This is a genomic window from Pseudomonas sp. Pseusp21, assembly GCF_059492145.1.
Genome location: NZ_CP168520.1, coordinates 1,967,151 through 1,987,346 on the forward strand (window position 1 = coordinate 1,967,151; position 20,196 = coordinate 1,987,346).

The window sequence follows — 20,196 nt, forward strand, 5'->3', positions numbered from 1 at the left end:
GACTCCTTGTTATTTTTCTTGAGCGTTATTTGAAAAACGTTAAAGCGGTCGAAGCGTTTCCTGCGAATCATGACGACAATAGTCATATCGTATGATGATTGAATTTCAGGCGGACCTTTCCACCTGAAATCCTGATTTTCAGTCGTGGTACATCACCGAGCGACCACCATCGATGGTGATGCACGAGGCGTTGATGAACGGCGCTTCATCACTGGCCAGGAATACAGCAGTCATCGCCACTTCAATCGGTTGGCCGATGCGTTTCGGTGGGTGCAGATCGAAGGCGCGCTGGCGTTCGGCGTGTGGGTCGGCGAAGCCGTTCCAGTAATCGACGTTGAGCTGGGTTTCGATGTAGCCCGGCGCAATCGCGTTGACCCGAATACCCTTCGGCGCGTACTCGATGCCCAGCGCGCGGGTCAGGCCGAGCAGGCCATGCTTGGCCACCGGGTACGGGAAGCAGCCGGGAATGATGTTCGTCGAATGGGTCGAGGCGATGTTGATGATGCTGCCGACACCCTGTTCGATCATCTGCGGCAGCACGGCCTTGCAGCCATACCAGGCGCCGTCGAGGTCGATGGCGAAGCAGCGTTTCCAGTCTTCTTCGGTCATTTCCAGCGGATCACGGAATACGTTGACCCCGGCGCAATTCACCAGCACATCGATGCGACCGTGCAGCTCGATGGCCAGTTTGGCCATGGCATGCAGATCCTGCTGACGCGATACATCGGCCTTGATCGCTTGTACATCGGCGCCCTGCTCGCGCCAGTGGGCGGCGACTTTCTCGACCTTTTCGGCCTGGATATCGCTGATCACCAGTTTGGCCTGCTGCGAGGCGAAGGTCGCGACGATTGCTTCGCCGATGCCTTGGGCGGCGCCGGTCAGCAACACAACCTTGTTTTTCAGACGCTCGCCTTTTGGTGGCTCGGGCACCGGTGGCAGGGACAGAGGTTCAGCCATGAATCAGGACTCCTGTTCGAAAGCATAAAAAAACCGGGCATCTGACGATGTCCGGTCTGGAAGGCTTATGGAACAAAACAGGCGCGCGCACGCCGCGGTACCGAAACGGCCCGAAGCGCTGACTCCGCTGTGGAGTGCGATGAAAATTCGCTGCATCACTTCACCTGTTTTGTTCTTTTTAAGTGTGAGTGCGTGTTACTGCTGGAGCCGACTATAAACCCGACCGCCAAATAATCTCAATATATAATTTTGCATCCCATATTTTGGGATTTAACTGGCGAATCGCGTACAGAGCTTTCCGGCGACATCCACTTGCAGTGACAGTACGGCGCCGTCCAGCGGATGATTCAGCGGACTTTTGGCGCTGGTGATGTACAGGGTTTTCAGGTCGGCGCCGCCGAATACGCAACTGGTCGGACGACTGATCGGCAGGTCGATCTTGCGGTCAATCTGGCCATCCGGCGTCAGGCGCAGCAGGCAGCTGCCGTCCCAGCGGGCGTTCCACACGCAGCCTTCGGCGTCCATCGCCGAACCGTCCGGGCCGCCGTTCTGATCGGCGCTGTACCAGGGCTGGGCGGTGTCGAGGTTGCCGTCGGTGTGAATAAAATAGCGGTACAAGGTGCTGTCGAGGCTGTCGCCGAACAGCAGCGTGGTGCCGTCGTCGCTCCAGAGCAGCGTGTTGGGAATGCCCAGGCCGCGCAGCAATGGCGTGACCCTCTTATCCGGATCAATCCGGAACAGACCGCCGGAACGACGGGTGATCGGCAGATCCTCGCCCTGCTCGCCGATGTTGTTTTGCATGGTGCCGAGCCACAAGCGGCCCTGGCCGTCGCAACGTGCCTCGTTGGCGCGGTTGCCCGGTTGCGGGTCGGCGACGCAGAACAGCGTCAGTCGCGGCTCAAGTCCGGGGGAATCCAGATCGAGCCGGTAGACGCCGCTGCTCAGGGTCACCAGCGCGTCGCCGCTGGCGCAGGGAATGAACGCCGAGACGTGCTCCGGCATCTGCCAGATCTGCACGTTCTGCCCGATCAGCCGCAGCGCCTGCCTGCCGGCGATGTCCACCCAGTACAGCGCCTGGGTTGGCGCGTCCCAGAACGGGCCTTCACCCAGTTGCGCCCGATGTTCTGTCACCGCAGTCCACGTCATGCAACCTCCTGTCTTGTTGTTTTTGTCAGCTGGCTTTCTTGTCGGCCATCACCTGCGGGTAAAACCGCTTGATGGCCAGGTCGGCATTGTCGATCAGGGTCATGCAGGCCCACACCCCGCGCGCGGCATCCCGGGCGGCAATGGCGTCGGCCATGTCTTTGTGAATGGGCAGTGTGCGGCGCAATTCGTCGGGATCAGCCGCCGAGACTTCGAAGGACACGGCGAGCAGCGCACCGAGGGCCGGCACCATTTGCTCGATGAATTGATTGTGGCTGGCGGCGAGAATGCATTCGTGGAAGAACTGGTCGGCGCGGTTGTAATCGATGCCGCTGTCGACCGCCCGTTCCAGCGCGTTGTAGGCCTGCTGCACGGCTTGCACCTGTTCAACGGTCGCCCGCTCGCAGGCCCAGCGCACCGCCATCGGTTCGATGGTGCGGCGCAGGTCGAGCAGGTCATCGACGAAGTTTTCCGGCAGGCCGCTGCGCGACAGCCAGCCCACGACTTGCGGATCGAACAGGTTCCAGCGCTTGATCGGCAGCACCCGCGTGCCGACTTTCGGCCCGACTTCGAGCATGCCTTTGGCGACCAGGGTCTTGATGGCTTCGCGGATCACGGTGCGGCTGACCCCGAGCTGCTCGCCCAGATCGGCCTCGACCTTGATCGCCTGCCCCGGTTTCACCTGGCCGGCAGCAATCCAGGCGCCCAGCCAGTCAACCGTTGATGCGTGAAAACTGCTCGACATGGACACCCCGAAGCCATTCGCTGTGGGTGCCTACGCTAATCATCATATGATTGAGAGTCAACGACAAAAAACCGCAGCCTGCTTTCACAGACTGCGGTTTTTTTAAGGTTCGAGGCCGATGCGGAAGAACTCGCCGCCGCTCCAGACGCCCAGCCAGCGCTGACCATCGATTTCACGGCTGACTGCCATCTCGACCAATTGGTAGAAAACATTGCGATGGATCAGCGCTTCGAGATTGGTGCGTACATGCACGTAAGGCGCAGGTTCCTGCGTCGCTGGATCGATCTCGACCCGGATCGGATGCTCCAGGCCGGCTTCCGTTGTTTCATCGACGTTGGTGGTAAAGCGCAGCACTTGCGTTTCACCCTCGCCTTCCACCTCGACGGCAATCGCCACGAATGGCGCGTCATCCACTTTGATCCCGACCTTCTCAACCGGGGTAATCAGGAAATAGTCATCGCCATCGCGGCGGATGATGGTGGAGAACAGCTTGACCATCGGCTTGCGCCCGATCGGCGTACCCAAGTAGTACCAGGTGCCGTCGCGGGCGATGCGCATGTCGATGTCGCCGCAGAAATCCGGGTTCCACAAGTGCACCGGCGGCAAGCCTTTGGTTTTGGGGATTTGCCCCAGCAGGTCATTGGCTTTTTGCGGGCCACTCATGGCGTACTCCTTGAATTACTGGTCCCCGACGCCCAGCAGGCTGCGCGCGTACTGCGCAAGCGGTGGGCCGATCAGGTCTTCGGGCTTGTTGTCGTGGAACGTCAGTAAACCGCCACGACTCTTGATCCGTGCAGTATCAATCAAATACTGGGTGCTGGTCTCGATCAACATGATCTGAATCACGCCACCGTCGATACCGAGACGATCCACAGCTTCCTGATCCAGCCATTCATCGGAGTTGCCGATGCGGTCGTCGGCCTTGGCGAAACGGGTGTACAGCAGGTAGTGGGCACCGGCGTCGCGCGCTTCGCCCATTGCCTGGTCGAGGCCTTCCGGCGCGCGTGCGCGGCGGACCATCGGGAAATATTCGACGAAACCCTTGAAGGCCTCTTCGGCGACGACGTTGGGACGCGGGTAAGAACCACCCGGCGGCGCGAACGAGCCTTGCGCGATGTAGATGAACGAATCCGGCTGAATGCGGAAATTGTTTACGCGACGGCTGTCGCTATGATCCAGCAAGCCCGCGTCGCTCATCTGGTAGCGAGTCCCTTCGGCCATGTCACTGACAGTCATACAGCCGCCCAGCGCCAAAACGGCCAGCAGCAAAACCAGGCTACGCATCCTAATCCTCCAGAAGCCGGTGACGGAAAACCGGCGAATGGCCGTAGGATGCAGCTTTTGCGCCAGTCCTTGGAAATGTGCAGGTATCCGCTTTGAAACAGGACTTTTTGTGGCGGGATGCTTAGCCGCCGATGATCTTCATGACGGTCGCGCCGCCGGAGAACGCGACCTCCTGCTTGTCGCCCAGCGCCTTGACCAGCAGTCGCTGCAACGCCGGCAGCGCCTCATGACGTGGTTTGTCGAGCAGGTCTCCGACGTAGTGGCGGTTGCTCGACGACAGGCAGCCATGCAGCCATCCGGTGGACGACAGGCGCAGGCGCGAACAGGTTCGGCAGAACGGCACGCTTTCGTTGGCGATCACGCCGAAATTGCCCAGACCGGGAATCGCATAGCGAACTGCCGTGGCATCCACCGGAGCGTCGGTTTGCGCGTACTCGTAATGTTCGCCGATCAGGCTCAGCAGCTGTTGCAGACTGACGAACTGCTGCAGAAAGGCGTTGGAATCAGTGGCCAGGTGGCCCATGCGCATCAGCTCGATGAAGCGCAGCTCAAAGCCGCGTTCAAGGCAGTAATCGAGCAGCGGCAGCACCTGGTCGAGGTTCTGCCCGCGTAACGGCACCATGTTGACCTTGATCTTCATCCCCGCCGCTGCCGCCTGATCCATGCCGTCCAGCACGGTGGCCAGATCGCCGCCACGGGCGATGCTGCGGAACGCGCCGGCGTCCAGGGTATCGAGGGAAACGTTGATGCGCCGCAGGCCGGCATCGACCAGCAGCGGAAGTTTTTTCGCCAGGAGCTGGCCGTTGGTGGTCAGGCTGATGTCTTCCAGGCCCATCCTGCCGACGGCGCTCATGAAAGATTCGAGTTTGGGGCTGACCAGCGGCTCGCCGCCGGTGATGCGCAGACGCTCGATGCCCGCGGCTTCGATCAGATAGGCCACGCCACGTGCCATGGCCTCGGCCGACAGTTCATCCTGCGCAGCCACCAGCCGCTTGCCGTTGGGCACGCAGTAGGTACAGGCGTAATTGCAGGCTGAAGTCAGACTGATCCGCAAATTGCGAAAACGCCTGCCTTGACGGTCAACGATCATGAAGCACTCCGGCGATGGAAAATCGAGCGGCTAAAACTTGACTCACAATTCAAGTTTTAGCAAGCCCTATGCCTGAGTATATTCCTGCGGTACTGCGCCATGTAGCTAAAAACACGGCGCATAAGGCAACTGAATGATTCAGCTGCTTGGCGTTTCAGGGTCGCGCTTGCGCTTGTTGCCCATACGCACGCCGATATCCATCAGGAACTGGAAGAAACCTTCCTGATCTTCCAGCACATTGCTCCAGAACGGCGAGTGATACAGCGCCACCGCGCCGTGCACCAGCGCCCAGGATGCGCAGTAGTGGAAGTACGGCGGCACGTCTTCGAGCTTGCCTTCGCTGATGCGGCCCTTGATGAGCAGCGTCAGGCGTTCGAAGTTCGAGGCACGGATCTTGTGCAACTCCTCGACCATCTCGGGCACCTGATTGCCCTTGACCACCTTCTCTTCCAGGCGATCGAACAGGCGATAGCGCTGCGGGTCGCGCATGCGGAATTCAAAGTAGGCACGGGACAGCGCTTCCTTGTCCTTGTCGACATCGGCCGAGTGCAACAGCTCGTTCAAGTCGCGCTCGTAATCGAGCATCAGGCGCAGATAGATTTCGGCCTTGGACTTGAAGTGCTTGTAGATCGTGCCTTTGCCGATACCCACGGCATCAGCAATCATCTCGACGGTGACACTGTCTTCACCTTGTTCGAGGAACAGCTTGAGCGCGGTATCGAGAATTTCTTGCTCGCGGCGACGAAACTCACGGACCTTACGAGGTTCTTTGTGCATAAGAAAAGGTCTGTAGGGGTCAAAATTCGAAGCCGCGTATTATGCCTAACTTGCGCAAAAATGCACGGATCATCCGACCATATCTGTGTTTCTTGTTCATTTCACGAACGTTTCGAGGGGAATGAGAACATAACCGAAGCGAACGTATTCCAAATTTGTTTAAAAACCCCGGCCAGCCAACTGGACTCGGCGCCAGACTGATCAATACTTGAACTGTCGGGCGACATCTCCCCCAAGTGTCGCGCCGGTAAAGGTACCAAGGGACCGCGTGCCTTTGTTTTACTCCTAATGGTCTTAACCCGGATTCACCCCCCAGAACCCGGGTTTTTTTTGCCTGCGATTCAGGCTTTTACATTCGCCATTGGAAACAGTCGCTTGAAGTTCTCGGTAGTCTGCTCGGCAAAACGCTCGTAGTTCTCGCCGCGCAGCATCGCCAGAAACTCTGCCACTTCCCGCACGTATTGCGGCAGGTTCGGCTTGCCGCGATACGGGATCGGCGCCAGGTACGGTGAATCGGTTTCCACCAGCAGGCGATCGACCGGAACCTTGCTCGCTACATCGCGCAACGCATCGGCATTGCGGAAGGTGACGATGCCCGACAGGGAAATGTAATAACCCATGTCCAGCGCTGCCTTGGCCATGTCCCAGTCTTCGGTGAAGCAATGCAGCACACCGGCCTGGGGCAACGCGGCTTCGCGCAACAACTCGAGCGTGTCGGCACGGGCGCCACGGGTGTGGATGATCACCGGTTTGCCGGTCTGCTGCGCGGCTTGCAGGTGCAGACGGAACGATTCCTGCTGTAACTCGGCGGCTTCCGGCTCGTAGTGATAGTCCAGACCGGTTTCACCGATCGCCACCACTTTCGGGTGATTGAGCTCATGCAGCAGCCAGTCCAGCGCCGGCGCCGCGCCCGGCTGCACATCCAGCGGATGAACGCCGACCGAACAATCGACATCGTCGTAACGCTCGGCCAGGGCTTTGACGTCGGCCGCGTTGTCGGCGCTGACGCCGATGCACAGGAAATGCCCGACGCCGCGTTCGCGGGCCGCATCCAGCGCGGCATCCAGGGAACCGTCGTGAGCGGCGAGGTCGAGGCGATCAAGGTGACAATGGGAATCTACGAGCATAAAAAGGACTGCAACTTACATCGTATGAGTGGGACGGTCGGATTTCAGGGCTCCGGCCAGATGAGTTTCGATGCGACTGCGGGCTGTGTTGTCGCCATCGTTGAATTGCACGCCGACGCCGGCCGCGCGGTTGCCCTGCGCGCCTTTGGGGGTGATCCAGGCGACTTTGCCGGCCACCGGAATCTTCTCCGCCTCGTCCATCAGGTTCAGCAGCATGAACACCTCGTCGCCCAACTTGTAGTTCTTGTTGGTCGGGATGAACAGGCCGCCGTTCTTGATGAACGGCATGTAGGCGGCGTAGAGGACCGACTTGTCCTTGATGGTCAGGGACAAGATGCCGTTGCGCGGCCCCGGGCTGACAGGTTCATTCATGTTGACCTCCACTGCTGATGCTCAGAGTCTAGGTACACATTCTTATCTTTGACCAGGCAAGCTCGCCCATTGCACCAACAACGCTTCCAGCAGCAACGCCGCATTGAGGTTGGCCTTGCTCAGGACTTTCTGGCGCTGGGCGAGAATCCAGTCCTGAATATCCAGCACTTTAGCCTGGGCACTTTTCTGCGCCAGATACTGCACGACCTTGCGCATGTCGGTCAGGCCGAGACCCGATTCATCCTGGGTCAACTGATAGCGCAGGATCAGGCTCGACCAGTCGCAGAACCAGTCGAACAGACGCAGCATCGGAATGTTTTTCCACTCCTCGGCCAGTTGCGTCGGCGATTGCTGCTGCTTGAGCAGCTTCTTCACGCCTTCCACCACCTGCGCGCGCTGTTCACGTACGCCCTGCCCCTGCAACGTGACGGCGGCCAACGGCGAGCCGGCGGCCAGGGTCAACAGTTCGACCCGTTCGTCTTCGGAACATTCCGGCAGTGCCTGAGCCAGCCACTGCAGACTCATGGATTCGCTCGGCAGCGGGCAGGCCTGCTGCACGCAGCGGCTCTTGATGGTCGGCAACAACCGGCTCGGCTGGTGGCTGACCAATAACAGCACGGTATCGCCGGACGGCTCTTCAAGGCTCTTGAGCAAGGCGTTGGCGGCGTTGATGTTCATCGACTCCACCGGCTCGATCAGCACCACCTTGCGCCCGCCCAGTTGCGCGGTCTGCACCACGAAACTGACCAGATCGCGCACCTGATCGACCTTGATCGCCTTGTCCGCTTCTTCCGGTTCGAGAATGTAATTGTCCGGGTGGCTGCCGGCCTTGAGCAGCAGACAGGATTTGCACTCGCCGCAGGCTTCAGGCGTCGGACGCTGGCACAGCAGGCTGGCCATCAGTCGCTCGGCCAGCGCGCGCTTGCCGATCCCGGCCGGCCCGTGCAGCAGATACGCGTGAGCGTGCTGAGTGCGCCCGGCCAGTTGCTGCCAGAGGCTGTCCTGCCACGGATAGGCCTCAGCCACGGCTCAGCTCCAGCAAGTTCGGAATCAGGGTATCCAGCGATTGTTGAACCTTGGCCAACGGCTGACCGGCATCGATCCGCACGTAGCGCGCCGGATCGGCTTCCGCGCGCTTGAGGAATGCACTGCGCACGGCCTCAAAAAACTCACGGCCTTCCAGCTCGAAACGATCCAGACGACCCCGAGCGCTGGCGCGAGCGAGGCCGATTTCCACCGGCAGATCGAAAATCAGCGTCAGGTCGGGACGCAGGTCGCCCTGCACGAAAGTCTCCAGCGCCGCGATGCGCTCCAGCGACAAGCCGCGACCACCGCCCTGATAGGCGTAAGTCGAATCGGTGAAACGGTCACACAGCACCACCGCACCACGGGCCAGCGCCGGGCGAATGACTTCAGCCAGATGCTGGGCACGGGCGGCGAACACCAGCAACAGCTCGGTGTCCGGGTTCATCACTTCGTCGACCGGGGCCAGCAACACCTCACGAATGCGCTCGGCCAGCGGCGTACCGCCGGGCTCGCGGGTCAGCACCACTTCGATACCGGCGGCGCGCAGGCGCTCGGCGAGGTATTCGCGGTTGGTGCTTTTGCCGGCGCCTTCCGGGCCTTCCAGGGTAATAAACAAGCCAGTCACAGGCAGTCCTTAATCAAAGTCATTGCGTGTTTTGGGGAGCGGAGGCTTCCGGTTCCGGCGTCGGTGCAGGCGCTTGAGCGGGCGGCTGCGGCAACGATTCCGGTGCAGTATCGGGTGAGGCGGCAGGTATCGCCTCCTCGGCTTCCGGAGCGGCCTCGGGCGCTGTTGCAGGCGCCGGGCTCGAGCGGTAATCCGCGCGCCGCTTGAGCTGGTACTCGCGCACCGCGTTGTTGTGCGCGTCCAGATCATCGGAGAACACGTGGCTGCCATCGCCACGGGCAACGAAGTAGAGGCTGGTGCCATCCACCGGATTGAGAGCCGCGTGAATGGCTTCACGTCCGACCATGGCGATCGGCGTCGGCGGCAGGCCGGGAATCATGTAGGTGTTGTACGGCGTGGCTTCCTTGAGATGAGCACGGGTCAGCTTGCCGTTGTAGCGGTCGCCCAGGCCGTAGATCACCGTCGGATCGGTCTGCAACTGCATGCCCAGCGCCATGCGACGTACGAAGACGCCAGCAATCTGGCCACGTTCCTGAGGCACGCCCGTTTCCTTTTCCACCAGCGACGCCATGATCAGCGCCTGATAGGGCTCGGTGTAAGGCACCTCGGCGGAGCGCTTTTCCCACTCCTTGGCCAGCACTTCGTCGAGGCGGTCGAAGGCCTTTTTCAGCAGTTCGGTATCAGTCACACCGCGCACGAAGCGGTAGGTGTCGGGGAAGAAGCGGCCTTCAGGGAACAGACCCTTGTGACCGATTTTGGCCATGACCTCGCTGTCACTCAGACCATTGAGAGTCTGTTCGATCTTTTCATCCTTGGCCAGCGCGGCGCGCACTTGATGGAAATTCCAGCCTTCGACCAGCGTCAGGCTGTACTGAACCACATCGCCACGCTTCCACAGGTCGATCAGGCCGTTGACGGTCATGCCCGGTTGCATACGGTACTCGCCCGTATGAATCGGCGTGCCAGCGAGATTGAACCGCCAATAGACCCGCAGCCAGAACGCGTCCTTGATGACGCCATCGGCTTCGAGTCCAAGAAAAGTGCGGGTCGGGGTGGATCCCTTGGGCACATCCAGCAGTTCTTCCTGCGTAATGTTCAGGGGCTGTTCCAGTGCCGAATGAATCTTCCAGGCGCTGGCGCCCAACAGCAGCCCTGCCAGAACCAGTCCGGTTTCCAGCAGCAGCAAAAGTTTACGTCTCACGAATCAGGCATCCAGTAGCGCGCGGGCAATGGTTTGCAGTTTACGGGTGAGCGGGCCAACCGGCCAGCTCAGAGCAGCACAGGCGCGTACCGGCCAGACGCCATACAAGCTGTTGCAGACAAAGACTTCATCAGCCCATTGCAGCTGTTCGAGGGGGATGTCGGTGATTTGCACGGGAATGCCCAGGGACTCGGCCTGAAACAATATTTCTGCGCGCATCACGCCGGCCACACCGCAGCGTTTCAGGTCCGCCGTAATCAGCACACCGTCACGTACCAGGAACAGATTGCTGAACACACCTTCGATCACCCGACCGGCCTGGTCGAGCATCAAACCTTCGGCGTGCTCACTGTCCCGCCATTCGGCGCGGGCAATGACCTGTTCCAGTCGATTGAGGTGTTTGAGCCCGGCGAGCAACGGTTGTTTGGACAAACGCGTGCTGCACGGAAACAGGCGAACGCCCTGCTCGGCGTGGGCCGCTGGATAAGCGGCGGGAGGATTGCCTTGCAGAATGCGTCGGCCCTGCGCCGAAGGATCCGGCGCATAACCGCGCAATCCGTCGCCACGGGTGAGGATGAGCTTGAGCACGCCCTCGCCCATCGCGGCAGCATAGGATTGCAGCTCATGGCGAATCAGCTCGACGTCCGTCGCAATGGCCAGACGCATACAGCCGTCGGCCAGACGCGTCAGATGCCGATCCAGCAGCAACGGCTGGCCGCCTCGCACGGCGATGGTCTCGAACAGACCGTCGCCGTAAGCCAGGCCGCGATCTTTCAGCGACAGAGCGTCAGCCGGCAGACCGTCGACCCAGCAGTCCATCAGCCGGCGAACCGACGGAACGCCAACGTGCCGTTGGTGCCGCCAAATCCGAACGAGTTGGACAGCACGACATCGATGTCCATGTTGCGCGCGGTATGCGGCACGAAATCGAGGTCGCAGCCTTCGTCCGGCTCATCGAGGTTGATGGTTGGCGGCGCCACCTGGCTGTTGATCGCCAGCACGCTGAAGATCGCCTCGACCGCGCCCGCCGCACCCAGCAGGTGACCGGTCATGGACTTGGTGGAGCTGACAGCCAGCTTGTAGGCGTGATCACCGAACACCGACTTGATCGCGTTGGCTTCAGCGAGGTCGCCGGCCGGGGTCGAAGTGCCGTGGGCGTTGATGTATTGCACTTGATCGACGTTGATCTTCGCATCGCGCAGCGCGTTGGTGATGCAGCGTGCAGCACCGGCGCCGTCGGCGGGTGGCGAAGTCATGTGGAAGGCGTCGCCACTGGTGCCGAAGCCGATCAGCTCGGCGTAGATGGTTGCGCCACGGGCCTTGGCGTGCTCGAGTTCTTCGAGCACCAGGGCGCCGGCACCGTCGGACAGCACGAAGCCGTCACGGCCCTTGTCCCACGGACGGCTGGCGCGGGTCGGCTCGTCGTTGCGGGTCGACAGCGCACGGGAAGCACCAAAGCCGCCCATGCCCAGACCGCACGCGGCCATCTCGGCACCGCCGGCAATCATCACGTCGGCTTCGTCGTACATGATGTTGCGCGCCGCCATGCCGATGCAGTGCGTACCGGTGGTACACGCCGTGGCGATGGCGTAGTTAGGCCCCTGTGCACCCAAATGGATGGACAGGAAACCGGAAATCATATTGATGATCGAGCCAGGCACAAAGAACGGAGAAATCCGGCGCGGGCCGGTCTCGTGCAGGGTGCGGCTGGTTTCTTCGATGTTGGTCAGACCGCCGATACCCGAACCCATGGCCACGCCTATGCGTTCACGGTTGGCATCGGTGACTTCCAGACCGGCATTGCGTACGGCTTGAAAGCCGGCCGCCAGACCATACTGAATGAACAGGTCGAGCTTGCGCGCTTCCTTGACCGACAGGTATTCCTCGACATTGAAGCCCTTTACCGAGCCGCCAAAGCGGGTGGAATAGGCAGAAAGGTCGGTGTGTTCGATCAGACCAATGCCACTGCGGCCAGCCAGAATGCCCTGCCAACTGCTCGGCACATCCGTGCCCAGTGGCGACAACATACCCATACCGGTGACTACGACGCGTCTACGCGACACAGCACTCTCCTTTTTCAAATGACGACTTTGCATCAGGCCTAAAGAAAAAACCGCACGCCATGATGGCAGTGCGGTTTTTCCATGACAGCAAGCAACGATTACAAACTATTACGCCTGGTGGCTGGTAACGTAGTCGATTGCAGCTTGTACAGTAGTGATCTTCTCAGCTTCTTCGTCAGGGATTTCGGTCTCGAATTCCTCTTCCAGAGCCATCACCAGCTCAACGGTGTCAAGGGAGTCGGCACCCAGGTCTTCTACGAAGGAAGCGGTGTTGACCACTTCTTCTTCTTTAACACCCAGTTGCTCGGCAACGATTTTCTTGACGCGCTCTTCGATGGTGCTCATACCTTGTTTTCACTCCTAATGGACAAATTCAGGCAGCTGGCCAGTGGGTAAGTGTATAGAAAGACTTTTCAGCTTTTCAACTGAAAGCTTCACTCCTCAAACCCTGCGGCCCTCTGCCTATAAATAGATTGCAGCTTTATAACGGATTTTAGACAGCTCGTATGACATTTTTTTGAAGCAATCCGTCACATTTGAATTACATGTACATCCCGCCGTTAACCGGGATTGTAGCCCCGGTCACGTATGCCGCACCGTCGGATGCAAGAAAAGCGACCACGGACGCGATCTCTTGAGCTTGTCCCAGACGGCCCAGCGGAATCTGCGTCTGCAAGGCTTCACGCTGTGCTTCAGGCAGCTCGCGCGTCATATCGGTGTCGATGAACCCTGGGGTTACCGAGTTGACCGTAATCGAACGCGAACCGACTTCACGCGCCATGGCACGGCTGAAACCTTCCAGACCGGCCTTGGCGGCTGCATAGTTTACTTGGCCAGCGTTGCCCATGGCACCCACCACCGAGCCAATACTGATAATTCGGCCCCAACGCGCCTTGGTCATGCCGCGCAGAACGCCCTTGGACAGGCGATACAGACTGTTCAGGTTGGTATCGATCACGTCGTACCACTCGTCGTCTTTCATGCGCATCATCAGGTTATCGCGGGTGATGCCGGCATTGTTGACCAGAATCGCCACCGGAGCACCGAACTGCTCCTGGATGCTCGCCAGCACCTTGGTGACCGATTCGTCGCTGGTGACGTTCAGTTCGAAACCTGCGCCCTGAATGCCGTTTTCCTTCAGGGTCGCAGCAATACGCTCGGCGCCCGAAGCGGAAGTCGCGGTGCCAACAACGATGGCGCCCTGACGACCCAGTTCCAGTGCGATAGCCTGGCCGATGCCACGGCTTGCGCCGGTGACCAGTGCAACTTTACCTTGCAGACTCATGCAAGCTTCTCCTGATTCAGACAGCCGCTGCGCGAGCAGCAGCGAAAACGTCTGGGGTATTGAGATTGGAAGTCGAAACGCCTTCGGCGCAACGTTTGTTCAGACCGGCCAGCACTTTGCCAGGGCCACATTCGACCAGGTTGGTCGCGCCTTTGGCGGCCAGGGTCTGGACCGATTCAACCCAGCGAACCGGCTTGTAGAGTTGCTCCAGCAGATCACGCTTGAGGGTTTCCAGATCCGCCGGCACCTGGGCGCTGACGTTCTGTACCACAGGGATCTGCGGCGCCTGCCAGTCGATGGCAGCGATGGACTCGGCGAAGCGCTCGGCAGCCGGGCGCATCAGTTCACAGTGCGACGGCACGCTGACCGGCAGCGGCATGGCGCGCTTGGCGCCACGGGCCTTGCAACCCTCGATGGCGCGTTCAACTGCCGCCTTGGCACCGGCGATCACTACCTGGCCCGGGGAGTTGAAGTTCACCGCGCTGACCACTTCGCCTTGCGCCGCTTCGGCACAGGCAGCGAGAACGTCAGCATCTTCCAGACCGAGGATGGCAGCCATGCCGCCCTGCCCGGCCGGTACGGCTTCCTGCATCAATTGGCCACGGCGCTCGACGAGCTTTACCGCGTCGGCCAGGCTCAAGCTGCCAGCAGCGACCAGCGCGCTGTATTCACCCAGGCTGTGACCGGCAACAAAGGCCGGACGCGCGCCACCTTCAGCCAGCCACAGACGCCACAGGGCGATCGAAGCGGTCAGAATGGCCGGTTGGGTTTTGTCGGTTTGATTGAGCAGCTCTTCCGGGCCCTGCTGGGTCAGCGCCCACAGGTCGTAGCCCAGAGCATCAGATGCTTCTTTGAAAGTTTCAAGGATCAGCGGATGTTGCGCGCCCAGCTCGGCCAGCATGCCGAGGGACTGCGAACCCTGTCCTGGAAAGACGAATGCGAGGGAAGCAGACATGTAACAAGCCCCTAATGATCTTGTCGTCGGAAAAATGGCATCCCGCTAGAGGGACGCAAGAAACTGACAGTTGGATGGCCCTTTGAACCGGGCGGTCACATTTAAGCATTGTCCGACGAAAACGCCTAAGACAACAAATCCTCCAGACGGCCGTGCAGGCGCTCGGGAAGATTCTCCTGAATCTCAATCAGCGCTCGCTGAATCGCACTCTGAAACCCCTGAACCCCGGCCGAACCGTGACTTTTCACAACAATGCCCTGCAAACCGAGGAAGCTTGCGCCGTTATGTCGCGCCGGCGCCAGATCAGCCTGTAGACGCTTCATCAATGGCAGCGCCAGAGCACCAACAGCACGGGAAGCGAGGTTTTTTTTGAACAAGGCCTCGATGCGCGCAGCGATCATCGTCGCCAGGCCTTCGCTGGACTTGAGCAGGATATTGCCGACAAAACCGTCGCACACCACCACATCCGCCTCGCCGCGATACAAGCCGTCACCTTCGATGAAACCGATGTAATTGATACCCCGCGCAGCCTGCAATAACGTCGCAGCCAGCTTGACCTGCTGATTACCCTTGATGTCTTCAGTGCCGATATTCAACAGCGCAACGCGCGGACGGGCAATGCCCAGCGTCTGCGCCGCCACGGACCCCATTACAGCAAACTGCAACAGATGCTCGGCACTGCAATCGACGTTGGCGCCGAGATCAAGCAACTGGCAGTAGCCTTTCTGAGTGGGGATCGCGGCGACCATGGCCGGACGATCAATCCCCGGCAGGGTCTTGAGCACGAATCGCGACAGGGCCATCAGTGCCCCGGTATTGCCGGCACTGACACAGGCCTGGACCTTACCATCACGCAGCAACTCAAGGGCGACACGCATCGACGAGTCCGGCTTGCCACGCAGGGCCTGGGCAGGTTTTTCGTCCATGGTGATGACTTCGGACGCCGGAACAATTGTCAGGCGCGCACGATCGGCAGCCGATTGGCCGGTGATCAGTTCTTCAAGAAGGGAGGGTTGACCGACGAGGGTCAGGTGCAGCGAGGGTGTAGCAGAAAGGCAAGCGAGGCTGGCCTGAACAATGCTGCGGGGACCGAAGTCCCCGCCCATTGCGTCAATCGCGATGACTTGAGCGGACAAGTGATTACTCGTCAGCGCCCTTGTCGATCACTTTACGGCCACGGTATACGCCTTCTGGCGATACGTGGTGACGCAGGTGAACTTCACCAGTGGTTTTTTCTACAGACAGGGTGCTAGCCTCGAGAGCGTCGTGCGAACGGCGCATGTCACGGGCAGAGCGGGATTTTTTGTTCTGCTGAACAGCCATAATTGATTAACTCCTAAACGTTTGGGTCACGCTTTAACTGCGCCAATACACTGAACGGGTTGGACCGCGTTACCTCGTCCTCGCTCGGTTCGGGCTCATCTGCTCCCGCCGGCTGCTGGCATTCTTCCGGATGATGAGCAGGCACAATGGGCAAGGCGAGCAAAAGCTCCTCCTCGATCAGTGACTGCAGATCCAATGGATCTTCGCCCAGTTCCAGCACGTCATAACCTTTCGGTAACGACTGGGTATTCGCACCCTCCTTCACCACGGCGTAACTGCATTCGCTGTGGATCGGCAGGGTGACCAGCTCAAGACAACGCTGGCAAACCATTTTGACTTCGGTGTCGATAAAGCTGTGGATCACCACAGATTTACGTTCATCTCGTTCAAAAACGAATTTGGCCTGCACCGTACCGACATCGTCGGAAAGCGGGTCGCAGAGTCTCTTCAAATCGGCCAGCAGCAGTTCACCTTGGAGGGTGGTGCCACGGTCAGCCAATTTGCGCGGGTCAACGTGAGGTGGAATCGGGTCATTCAACATAGGCGCAGCATTATAGGGATGCACCCACCCATGTCAAAGGAAATTGTGCCCTGTCCGTCACTTGCGCGGCTCCGCTAGAATCTGCCGCCTGCCTCTGGAGATGCGAATGCTGCCTTTATTACTCGCTTCAAGCTCGACCTATCGTCGGGAATTGCTCAGCCGCCTGCGCCTGCCGTTCGTCTGCAGCTCGCCGGATATCGATGAAAGCCATCGCCCGGACGAGTCGGCAATCGAGCTGGTCAAGCGCCTCGCCGAACAGAAAGCCCGAGCCTTGGCCGACAGCCACCCTGCTCACCTGATCATCGGCTCCGATCAGGTTGCGGTACTCGGCGAGCGCATCATCGGCAAGCCGCACACCTTCGAAAATGCCCGCGAACAACTGATGGCCGCCAGCGGCGCCAGCGTGACCTTCCTCACCGGCCTGGCCCTGCTCAACAGCCAGACCGGCCACTGCCAGGTCGACTGCGTGCCTTTCACGGTGCACATGCGCGTACTGGATCAGGCCCGCGTCGAGCGCTATTTGCACGCCGAACAACCCTACGACTGCGCCGGCAGCTTCAAGGCCGAAGGCTTGGGTGTAAGCCTCTTCCAATCCACCGAAGGCCCGGACGCCACCAGCCTGATCGGCCTGCCACTGATTCGCCTGATCGACATGCTGTTGATCGAAGGCGTACAAATTCCCTGACCCACAAAAAACCGGCCCTCAGGCCGGTTTTTCCTTGCAGCAACCGATCAGCGCAACGACGGGCCGTTAAAACCCATCCACATTGCCAGTTTCTCGGCAACGCTGGCACCGAGCTTCTTCGAGAAGCGATCAAACGGCGATTCCTGAACGGTGAAGTCCACCAACTCCTTTTCGCCAATCACGTCACGCGCCACCGAGCTGGCATTGCCCAGACCATCGATCAGCCCCAATGGCAGCGCCTGCTCGCCAGACCAGACCAGCCCGGAGAACAGCTCCGGATGCTCCTTGTCCTTCAGGCGATCACCACGCCCCTGCTTGACGCTGTTGATGAACTGCTTGTGCGTGGTATCCAGCACACTCTGCCAGAACGCCGTTTCTTCCGGCTTCTGCGGCTGGAACGGATCAAGGAACGCCTTGTGCTCGCCGGAGGTGTAAGTGCGGCGCTCGACACCGAGCTTTTCCATGGTGCCGACAAAGCCGTAACCGGCTGCCGTCACACCAATGGAACCCACCAGACTGGCCTTGTCGGCATAAATCTGATCCGCCGCACTGGCAATGTAATAGGCACCGGAAGCGCCCAGGTCGGAAATCACCGCGTACAGCTTGGTGTCGGGATGCAGGCCGCGCAGGCGCTTGATCTCGTCATACACATAACCCGACTGCACCGGACTGCCGCCCGGACTGTTGATGCGCAGGATTACGCCCTTGACCTTCTTGTCCTCAAACGCCGCGCGCAGGCTGCCGACGATATTGTCGGCGCTGGCCGGTTCCTTGTCGGCAATCATGCCGGTGACGTCGATCAGTGCGGTGTAGTTACCACTGCGGGTGGCGCTTTTTTCCATGTCCATCAACGGCGTGAACAGGATCAGTGCAACAAACAGATAAACAAAGGTCAGCAACTTGAAGAAGATGCCCCAGCGCCGCGAACGACGCTGCTCCTGCACGCCGGCAAGCAAGGTCTTTTCCAGCAGCTTCCAGCTTTTCGCATCACCGTCGTCGGCAGTTGCCTTGGCCGGTGCTTTCCATTCGTCGGTCATGCCATCCACCCCAGCAAAAACGTATTAAGCCTGCTGCCCCAGCCAGGCGTGCAATTCGGAAAAATGGTCGATCGACAGTCGCGGCTCGAACTGTTGCAGTGATTCGATCGATTGCGCGCCATAACTGACCGCCACCGAATCCATCCCCGCATTGCGCGCCATCAACAGATCAAAGGACGAGTCACCGACCATCAGCGCTTGCTCGGCACGCACACCGCAATGCGCAAGGATCTGCTCCAGCATCAGAGGGTGCGGCTTGCTTGCAGTTTCATCGGCTGCGCGGGTGATATCGAAATAATCTTCCCAGCCATTGGCCTTGAGCACCCGATCCAGCCCGCGACGATTTTTGCCGGTCGCGACAGCCAGGTGATAGCCCTGCTCGCGAAAGGACGCCATCGACTCGACTACGCCTTCGAACAACGGCGAAGGCACGGCTTCTGCAGCGATGTAGTGATCCGCGTAATACTCGCGAAACAAGGTCATCTCGGCATCGCTGATTTCCGGATACAAGGTGCGGATCGCCTCGGGCAAGCCCAGACCGATGATGCCTTTAACGGCAAAATCATCACGCAACTCGAAACCTGAACGCCCGGACGCCGAGTGCATCGCTTCGACAATCCGATGAATGGAATCGGCGAGGGTGCCGTCCCAATCAAAAATCAGCAGCTTGTAATCAGATGGGCGCACTCAATCGCTCCACAGTCTTGGCCCACATTTCATCGACTGGTGCCTGTAACTTGAGTTCACCGCCATCGGGCAGCGGCACGGTCAGCATGTAGGCGTGCAGGAACAGGCGCTTGCCGCCCAGATCACGGATTTCCTTACTGAAACCGTCATCGCCGTATTTGGTGTCGCCGGCAATGCAGTGCCCGGCGTGCAACGTGTGGACGCGGATTTGGTGCGTGCGACCGGTGATCGGTTTGGCCTCGATCAAAGTGGCAAAATCGCCAAAGCGACGCAGGACCTTGAATACGGTCACAGACTCCTTGCCCTCCTCCTCGTCGACTTCGACCATGCGCTCACCGGAGCGCAGATTGCTCTTGCCGAGCGCCGCACGGACTTGCTTGATCGAGGTCGCCCAGTTGCCGCGAACCAGGGCCATGTAGCGCTTGTCGACACCGTCACCGCGCAACGCGGCATGCAAGTGACGCAACATGCTGCGTTTCTTGGCGATCATCAGCAGGCCGGAAGTGTCGCGATCGAGACGGTGAACCAGCTCGAGCTCCTTGGCATCGGGGCGCAACTGACGAAAGGCTTCGATAACGCCGTAATTCAGGCCGCTGCCACCGTGAACCGCAATGCCGGCGGGCTTGTTGATCACGATCAGGGCTTTGTCTTCGTAGACAATCGAGGCTTCCAGGCGCTGCAACAGGCCTTGGGCCAAAGGCACCGGTTCGTCACGCTCAGGCACGCGCACTGGCGGCACGCGCACGATATCGCCGGCCTGCAGCTTGTATTCGGGCTTGATCCGACCTTTGTTCACGCGCACTTCGCCCTTGCGCAAAATGCGGTAAATCAAGGTCTTGGGCACGCCTTTGAGCCGGGCGAGGAGGAAATTGTCGATTCGTTGGCCGGCATATTCCGGCGAGACCTCAAGCAGTTGAACGCCTGGAGTCGTAGGGGCAGTAGTCGTCATGGCGCGGATAATAACAATTTTTTATGGAATTGAAGCACTTAATCATTGCTGCTATAGTCGCGAACGCCGCCAAAAGCGGCCTGGACAGAGGAATCACGGTCAAAAACCGGCCCTGACCAACGCAATTCACCAGGACGCGAGGCCGTCCTACGGGGCTTTTGCTACGTAACGGTGGAGTTTGCAGCTGTAACAAGCGCAGGTGACATGAGGCCTGAATCACGCCGCAAAGCAGAGTTTTGACTCGCCACGCGAGCCATATTCACGGCCAGTTCACAAAGTGCAGTCAGCCGCGGATGACCCCGAGCGAAGACTCCGGAAACACCG

General features: G+C 59.8%; 24 protein-coding genes. 1 reads left to right on the forward strand and 23 read right to left on the reverse strand.

The window, feature by feature from the left end; all coding sequences use genetic code 11:
• Positions 1-138: 138 nt before the first annotated feature.
• The 20 genes from ACEN93_RS08785 to ACEN93_RS08880 all read right to left on the reverse strand — a co-directional run bounded on the left by ACEN93_RS08785 (position 139) and on the right by ACEN93_RS08880 (position 16,514).
• Complete coding sequence (locus tag ACEN93_RS08785) at positions 139-957, reverse strand: SDR family oxidoreductase (RefSeq protein ID WP_085668027.1); 819 nt, start codon at positions 955-957, stop codon at positions 139-141.
• A 270-nt stretch (positions 958-1,227) separates the two neighbouring features.
• Positions 1,228-2,103, reverse strand: a complete 876-nt coding sequence (locus ACEN93_RS08790; RefSeq protein WP_039770647.1) for an SMP-30/gluconolactonase/LRE family protein — start codon at positions 2,101-2,103, stop codon at positions 1,228-1,230.
• A gap of 25 nt (positions 2,104-2,128) precedes the next feature.
• Positions 2,129-2,845, reverse strand: coding sequence for a FadR/GntR family transcriptional regulator (locus ACEN93_RS08795; RefSeq protein WP_007950814.1), 717 nt, complete (start codon positions 2,843-2,845; stop codon positions 2,129-2,131).
• Between the two features lie 102 nt (positions 2,846-2,947).
• Entirely contained in the window at positions 2,948-3,508 is a 561-nt protein-coding gene (locus ACEN93_RS08800; RefSeq protein ID WP_039770650.1) for a DUF1285 domain-containing protein, read from the reverse strand.
• A gap of 15 nt (positions 3,509-3,523) precedes the next feature.
• Positions 3,524-4,129: a DUF4823 domain-containing protein gene (locus ACEN93_RS08805; RefSeq protein ID WP_007950810.1), complete on the reverse strand. Its 606-nt coding sequence runs from the start codon at positions 4,127-4,129 to the stop codon at positions 3,524-3,526.
• Positions 4,130-4,250: 121 nt separating this feature from the next.
• Entirely contained in the window at positions 4,251-5,219 is a 969-nt protein-coding gene (locus ACEN93_RS08810) for a GTP 3',8-cyclase MoaA (protein WP_039770652.1), read from the reverse strand.
• A gap of 138 nt (positions 5,220-5,357) precedes the next feature.
• Positions 5,358-5,996 (reverse strand): TetR/AcrR family transcriptional regulator, encoded by a 639-nt coding sequence (locus ACEN93_RS08815; RefSeq protein ID WP_007950805.1) that lies wholly within the window; start codon positions 5,994-5,996, stop codon positions 5,358-5,360.
• Positions 5,997-6,337: 341 nt separating this feature from the next.
• Positions 6,338-7,123 carry a TatD family hydrolase gene (locus ACEN93_RS08820; RefSeq protein ID WP_039770654.1) on the reverse strand — a complete coding sequence of 262 codons (786 nt, stop codon included), beginning with the start codon at positions 7,121-7,123 and terminating at the stop codon, positions 6,338-6,340.
• A gap of 15 nt (positions 7,124-7,138) precedes the next feature.
• Complete coding sequence (locus ACEN93_RS08825) at positions 7,139-7,495, reverse strand: PilZ domain-containing protein (protein WP_039770657.1); 357 nt, start codon at positions 7,493-7,495, stop codon at positions 7,139-7,141.
• A gap of 42 nt (positions 7,496-7,537) precedes the next feature.
• Positions 7,538-8,521 carry a DNA polymerase III subunit delta' gene (locus ACEN93_RS08830; protein WP_039770660.1) on the reverse strand — a complete coding sequence of 328 codons (984 nt, stop codon included), beginning with the start codon at positions 8,519-8,521 and terminating at the stop codon, positions 7,538-7,540.
• Complete coding sequence (gene tmk / locus ACEN93_RS08835) at positions 8,514-9,146, reverse strand: dTMP kinase (RefSeq protein ID WP_007950797.1); 633 nt, start codon at positions 9,144-9,146, stop codon at positions 8,514-8,516. Before tmk ends, ACEN93_RS08830 begins: the two co-directional genes overlap by 8 nt.
• 19 nt (positions 9,147-9,165) lie before the next feature.
• The gene (gene mltG, locus ACEN93_RS08840) at positions 9,166-10,347 is read right to left on the reverse strand and encodes an endolytic transglycosylase MltG (protein WP_074688101.1); all 1,182 of its coding nucleotides are present in this window, start codon (positions 10,345-10,347) and stop codon (positions 9,166-9,168) included.
• 3 nt (positions 10,348-10,350) lie between these two features.
• Positions 10,351-11,166, reverse strand: a complete 816-nt coding sequence (gene pabC / locus ACEN93_RS08845) for an aminodeoxychorismate lyase (protein ID WP_495611313.1) — start codon at positions 11,164-11,166, stop codon at positions 10,351-10,353.
• Positions 11,166-12,410 (reverse strand): beta-ketoacyl-ACP synthase II, encoded by a 1,245-nt coding sequence (fabF, locus tag ACEN93_RS08850; protein ID WP_007908259.1) that lies wholly within the window; start codon positions 12,408-12,410, stop codon positions 11,166-11,168. Before fabF ends, pabC begins: the two co-directional genes overlap by 1 nt.
• Positions 12,411-12,518: 108 nt before the next feature.
• A complete protein-coding gene (acpP, locus tag ACEN93_RS08855) occupies positions 12,519-12,755 on the reverse strand; it encodes an acyl carrier protein (RefSeq protein ID WP_003175607.1) in 237 nt (78 codons plus the stop codon).
• A 196-nt stretch (positions 12,756-12,951) separates the two neighbouring features.
• A complete protein-coding gene (gene fabG, locus ACEN93_RS08860) occupies positions 12,952-13,695 on the reverse strand; it encodes a 3-oxoacyl-ACP reductase FabG (RefSeq protein ID WP_007950790.1) in 744 nt (247 codons plus the stop codon).
• Positions 13,696-13,711: 16 nt separating this feature from the next.
• Positions 13,712-14,650, reverse strand: a complete 939-nt coding sequence (gene fabD / locus ACEN93_RS08865) for an ACP S-malonyltransferase (protein WP_495611314.1) — start codon at positions 14,648-14,650, stop codon at positions 13,712-13,714.
• A gap of 125 nt (positions 14,651-14,775) precedes the next feature.
• Positions 14,776-15,786 (reverse strand): phosphate acyltransferase PlsX, encoded by a 1,011-nt coding sequence (gene plsX, locus ACEN93_RS08870; protein WP_074688106.1) that lies wholly within the window; start codon positions 15,784-15,786, stop codon positions 14,776-14,778.
• 4 nt (positions 15,787-15,790) lie between these two features.
• A complete protein-coding gene (gene rpmF / locus ACEN93_RS08875) occupies positions 15,791-15,973 on the reverse strand; it encodes a 50S ribosomal protein L32 (protein ID WP_003179396.1) in 183 nt (60 codons plus the stop codon).
• Positions 15,974-15,986: 13 nt separating this feature from the next.
• Positions 15,987-16,514, reverse strand: coding sequence for a YceD family protein (locus tag ACEN93_RS08880; RefSeq protein ID WP_003204262.1), 528 nt, complete (start codon positions 16,512-16,514; stop codon positions 15,987-15,989).
• 106 nt (positions 16,515-16,620) lie between these two features.
• Here ACEN93_RS08880 and ACEN93_RS08885 point away from each other — a divergent pair, with 106 nt between their 5' ends.
• Positions 16,621-17,199, forward strand: a complete 579-nt coding sequence (locus ACEN93_RS08885; protein ID WP_074688108.1) for a Maf family protein — start codon at positions 16,621-16,623, stop codon at positions 17,197-17,199.
• Positions 17,200-17,246: 47 nt separating this feature from the next.
• Here ACEN93_RS08885 and sppA read toward each other — a convergent pair whose 3' ends face one another.
• From sppA to rluC, 3 genes are read right to left on the reverse strand one after another with little or no spacing between them, the layout of a single operon-like run.
• On the reverse strand, positions 17,247-18,236 hold the full coding sequence (sppA, locus tag ACEN93_RS08890; protein WP_039770673.1) for a signal peptide peptidase SppA: 990 nt from the start codon (positions 18,234-18,236) through the stop codon (positions 17,247-17,249).
• Positions 18,237-18,260: 24 nt separating this feature from the next.
• Positions 18,261-18,923, reverse strand: a complete 663-nt coding sequence (locus tag ACEN93_RS08895; protein WP_085607333.1) for an HAD-IA family hydrolase — start codon at positions 18,921-18,923, stop codon at positions 18,261-18,263.
• Positions 18,910-19,872 carry a 23S rRNA pseudouridine(955/2504/2580) synthase RluC gene (gene rluC / locus ACEN93_RS08900; RefSeq protein ID WP_039770677.1) on the reverse strand — a complete coding sequence of 321 codons (963 nt, stop codon included), beginning with the start codon at positions 19,870-19,872 and terminating at the stop codon, positions 18,910-18,912. The genes ACEN93_RS08895 and rluC overlap by 14 nt, the downstream gene beginning before the upstream one ends.
• Between the last annotated feature and the right edge of the window lie 324 nt (positions 19,873-20,196).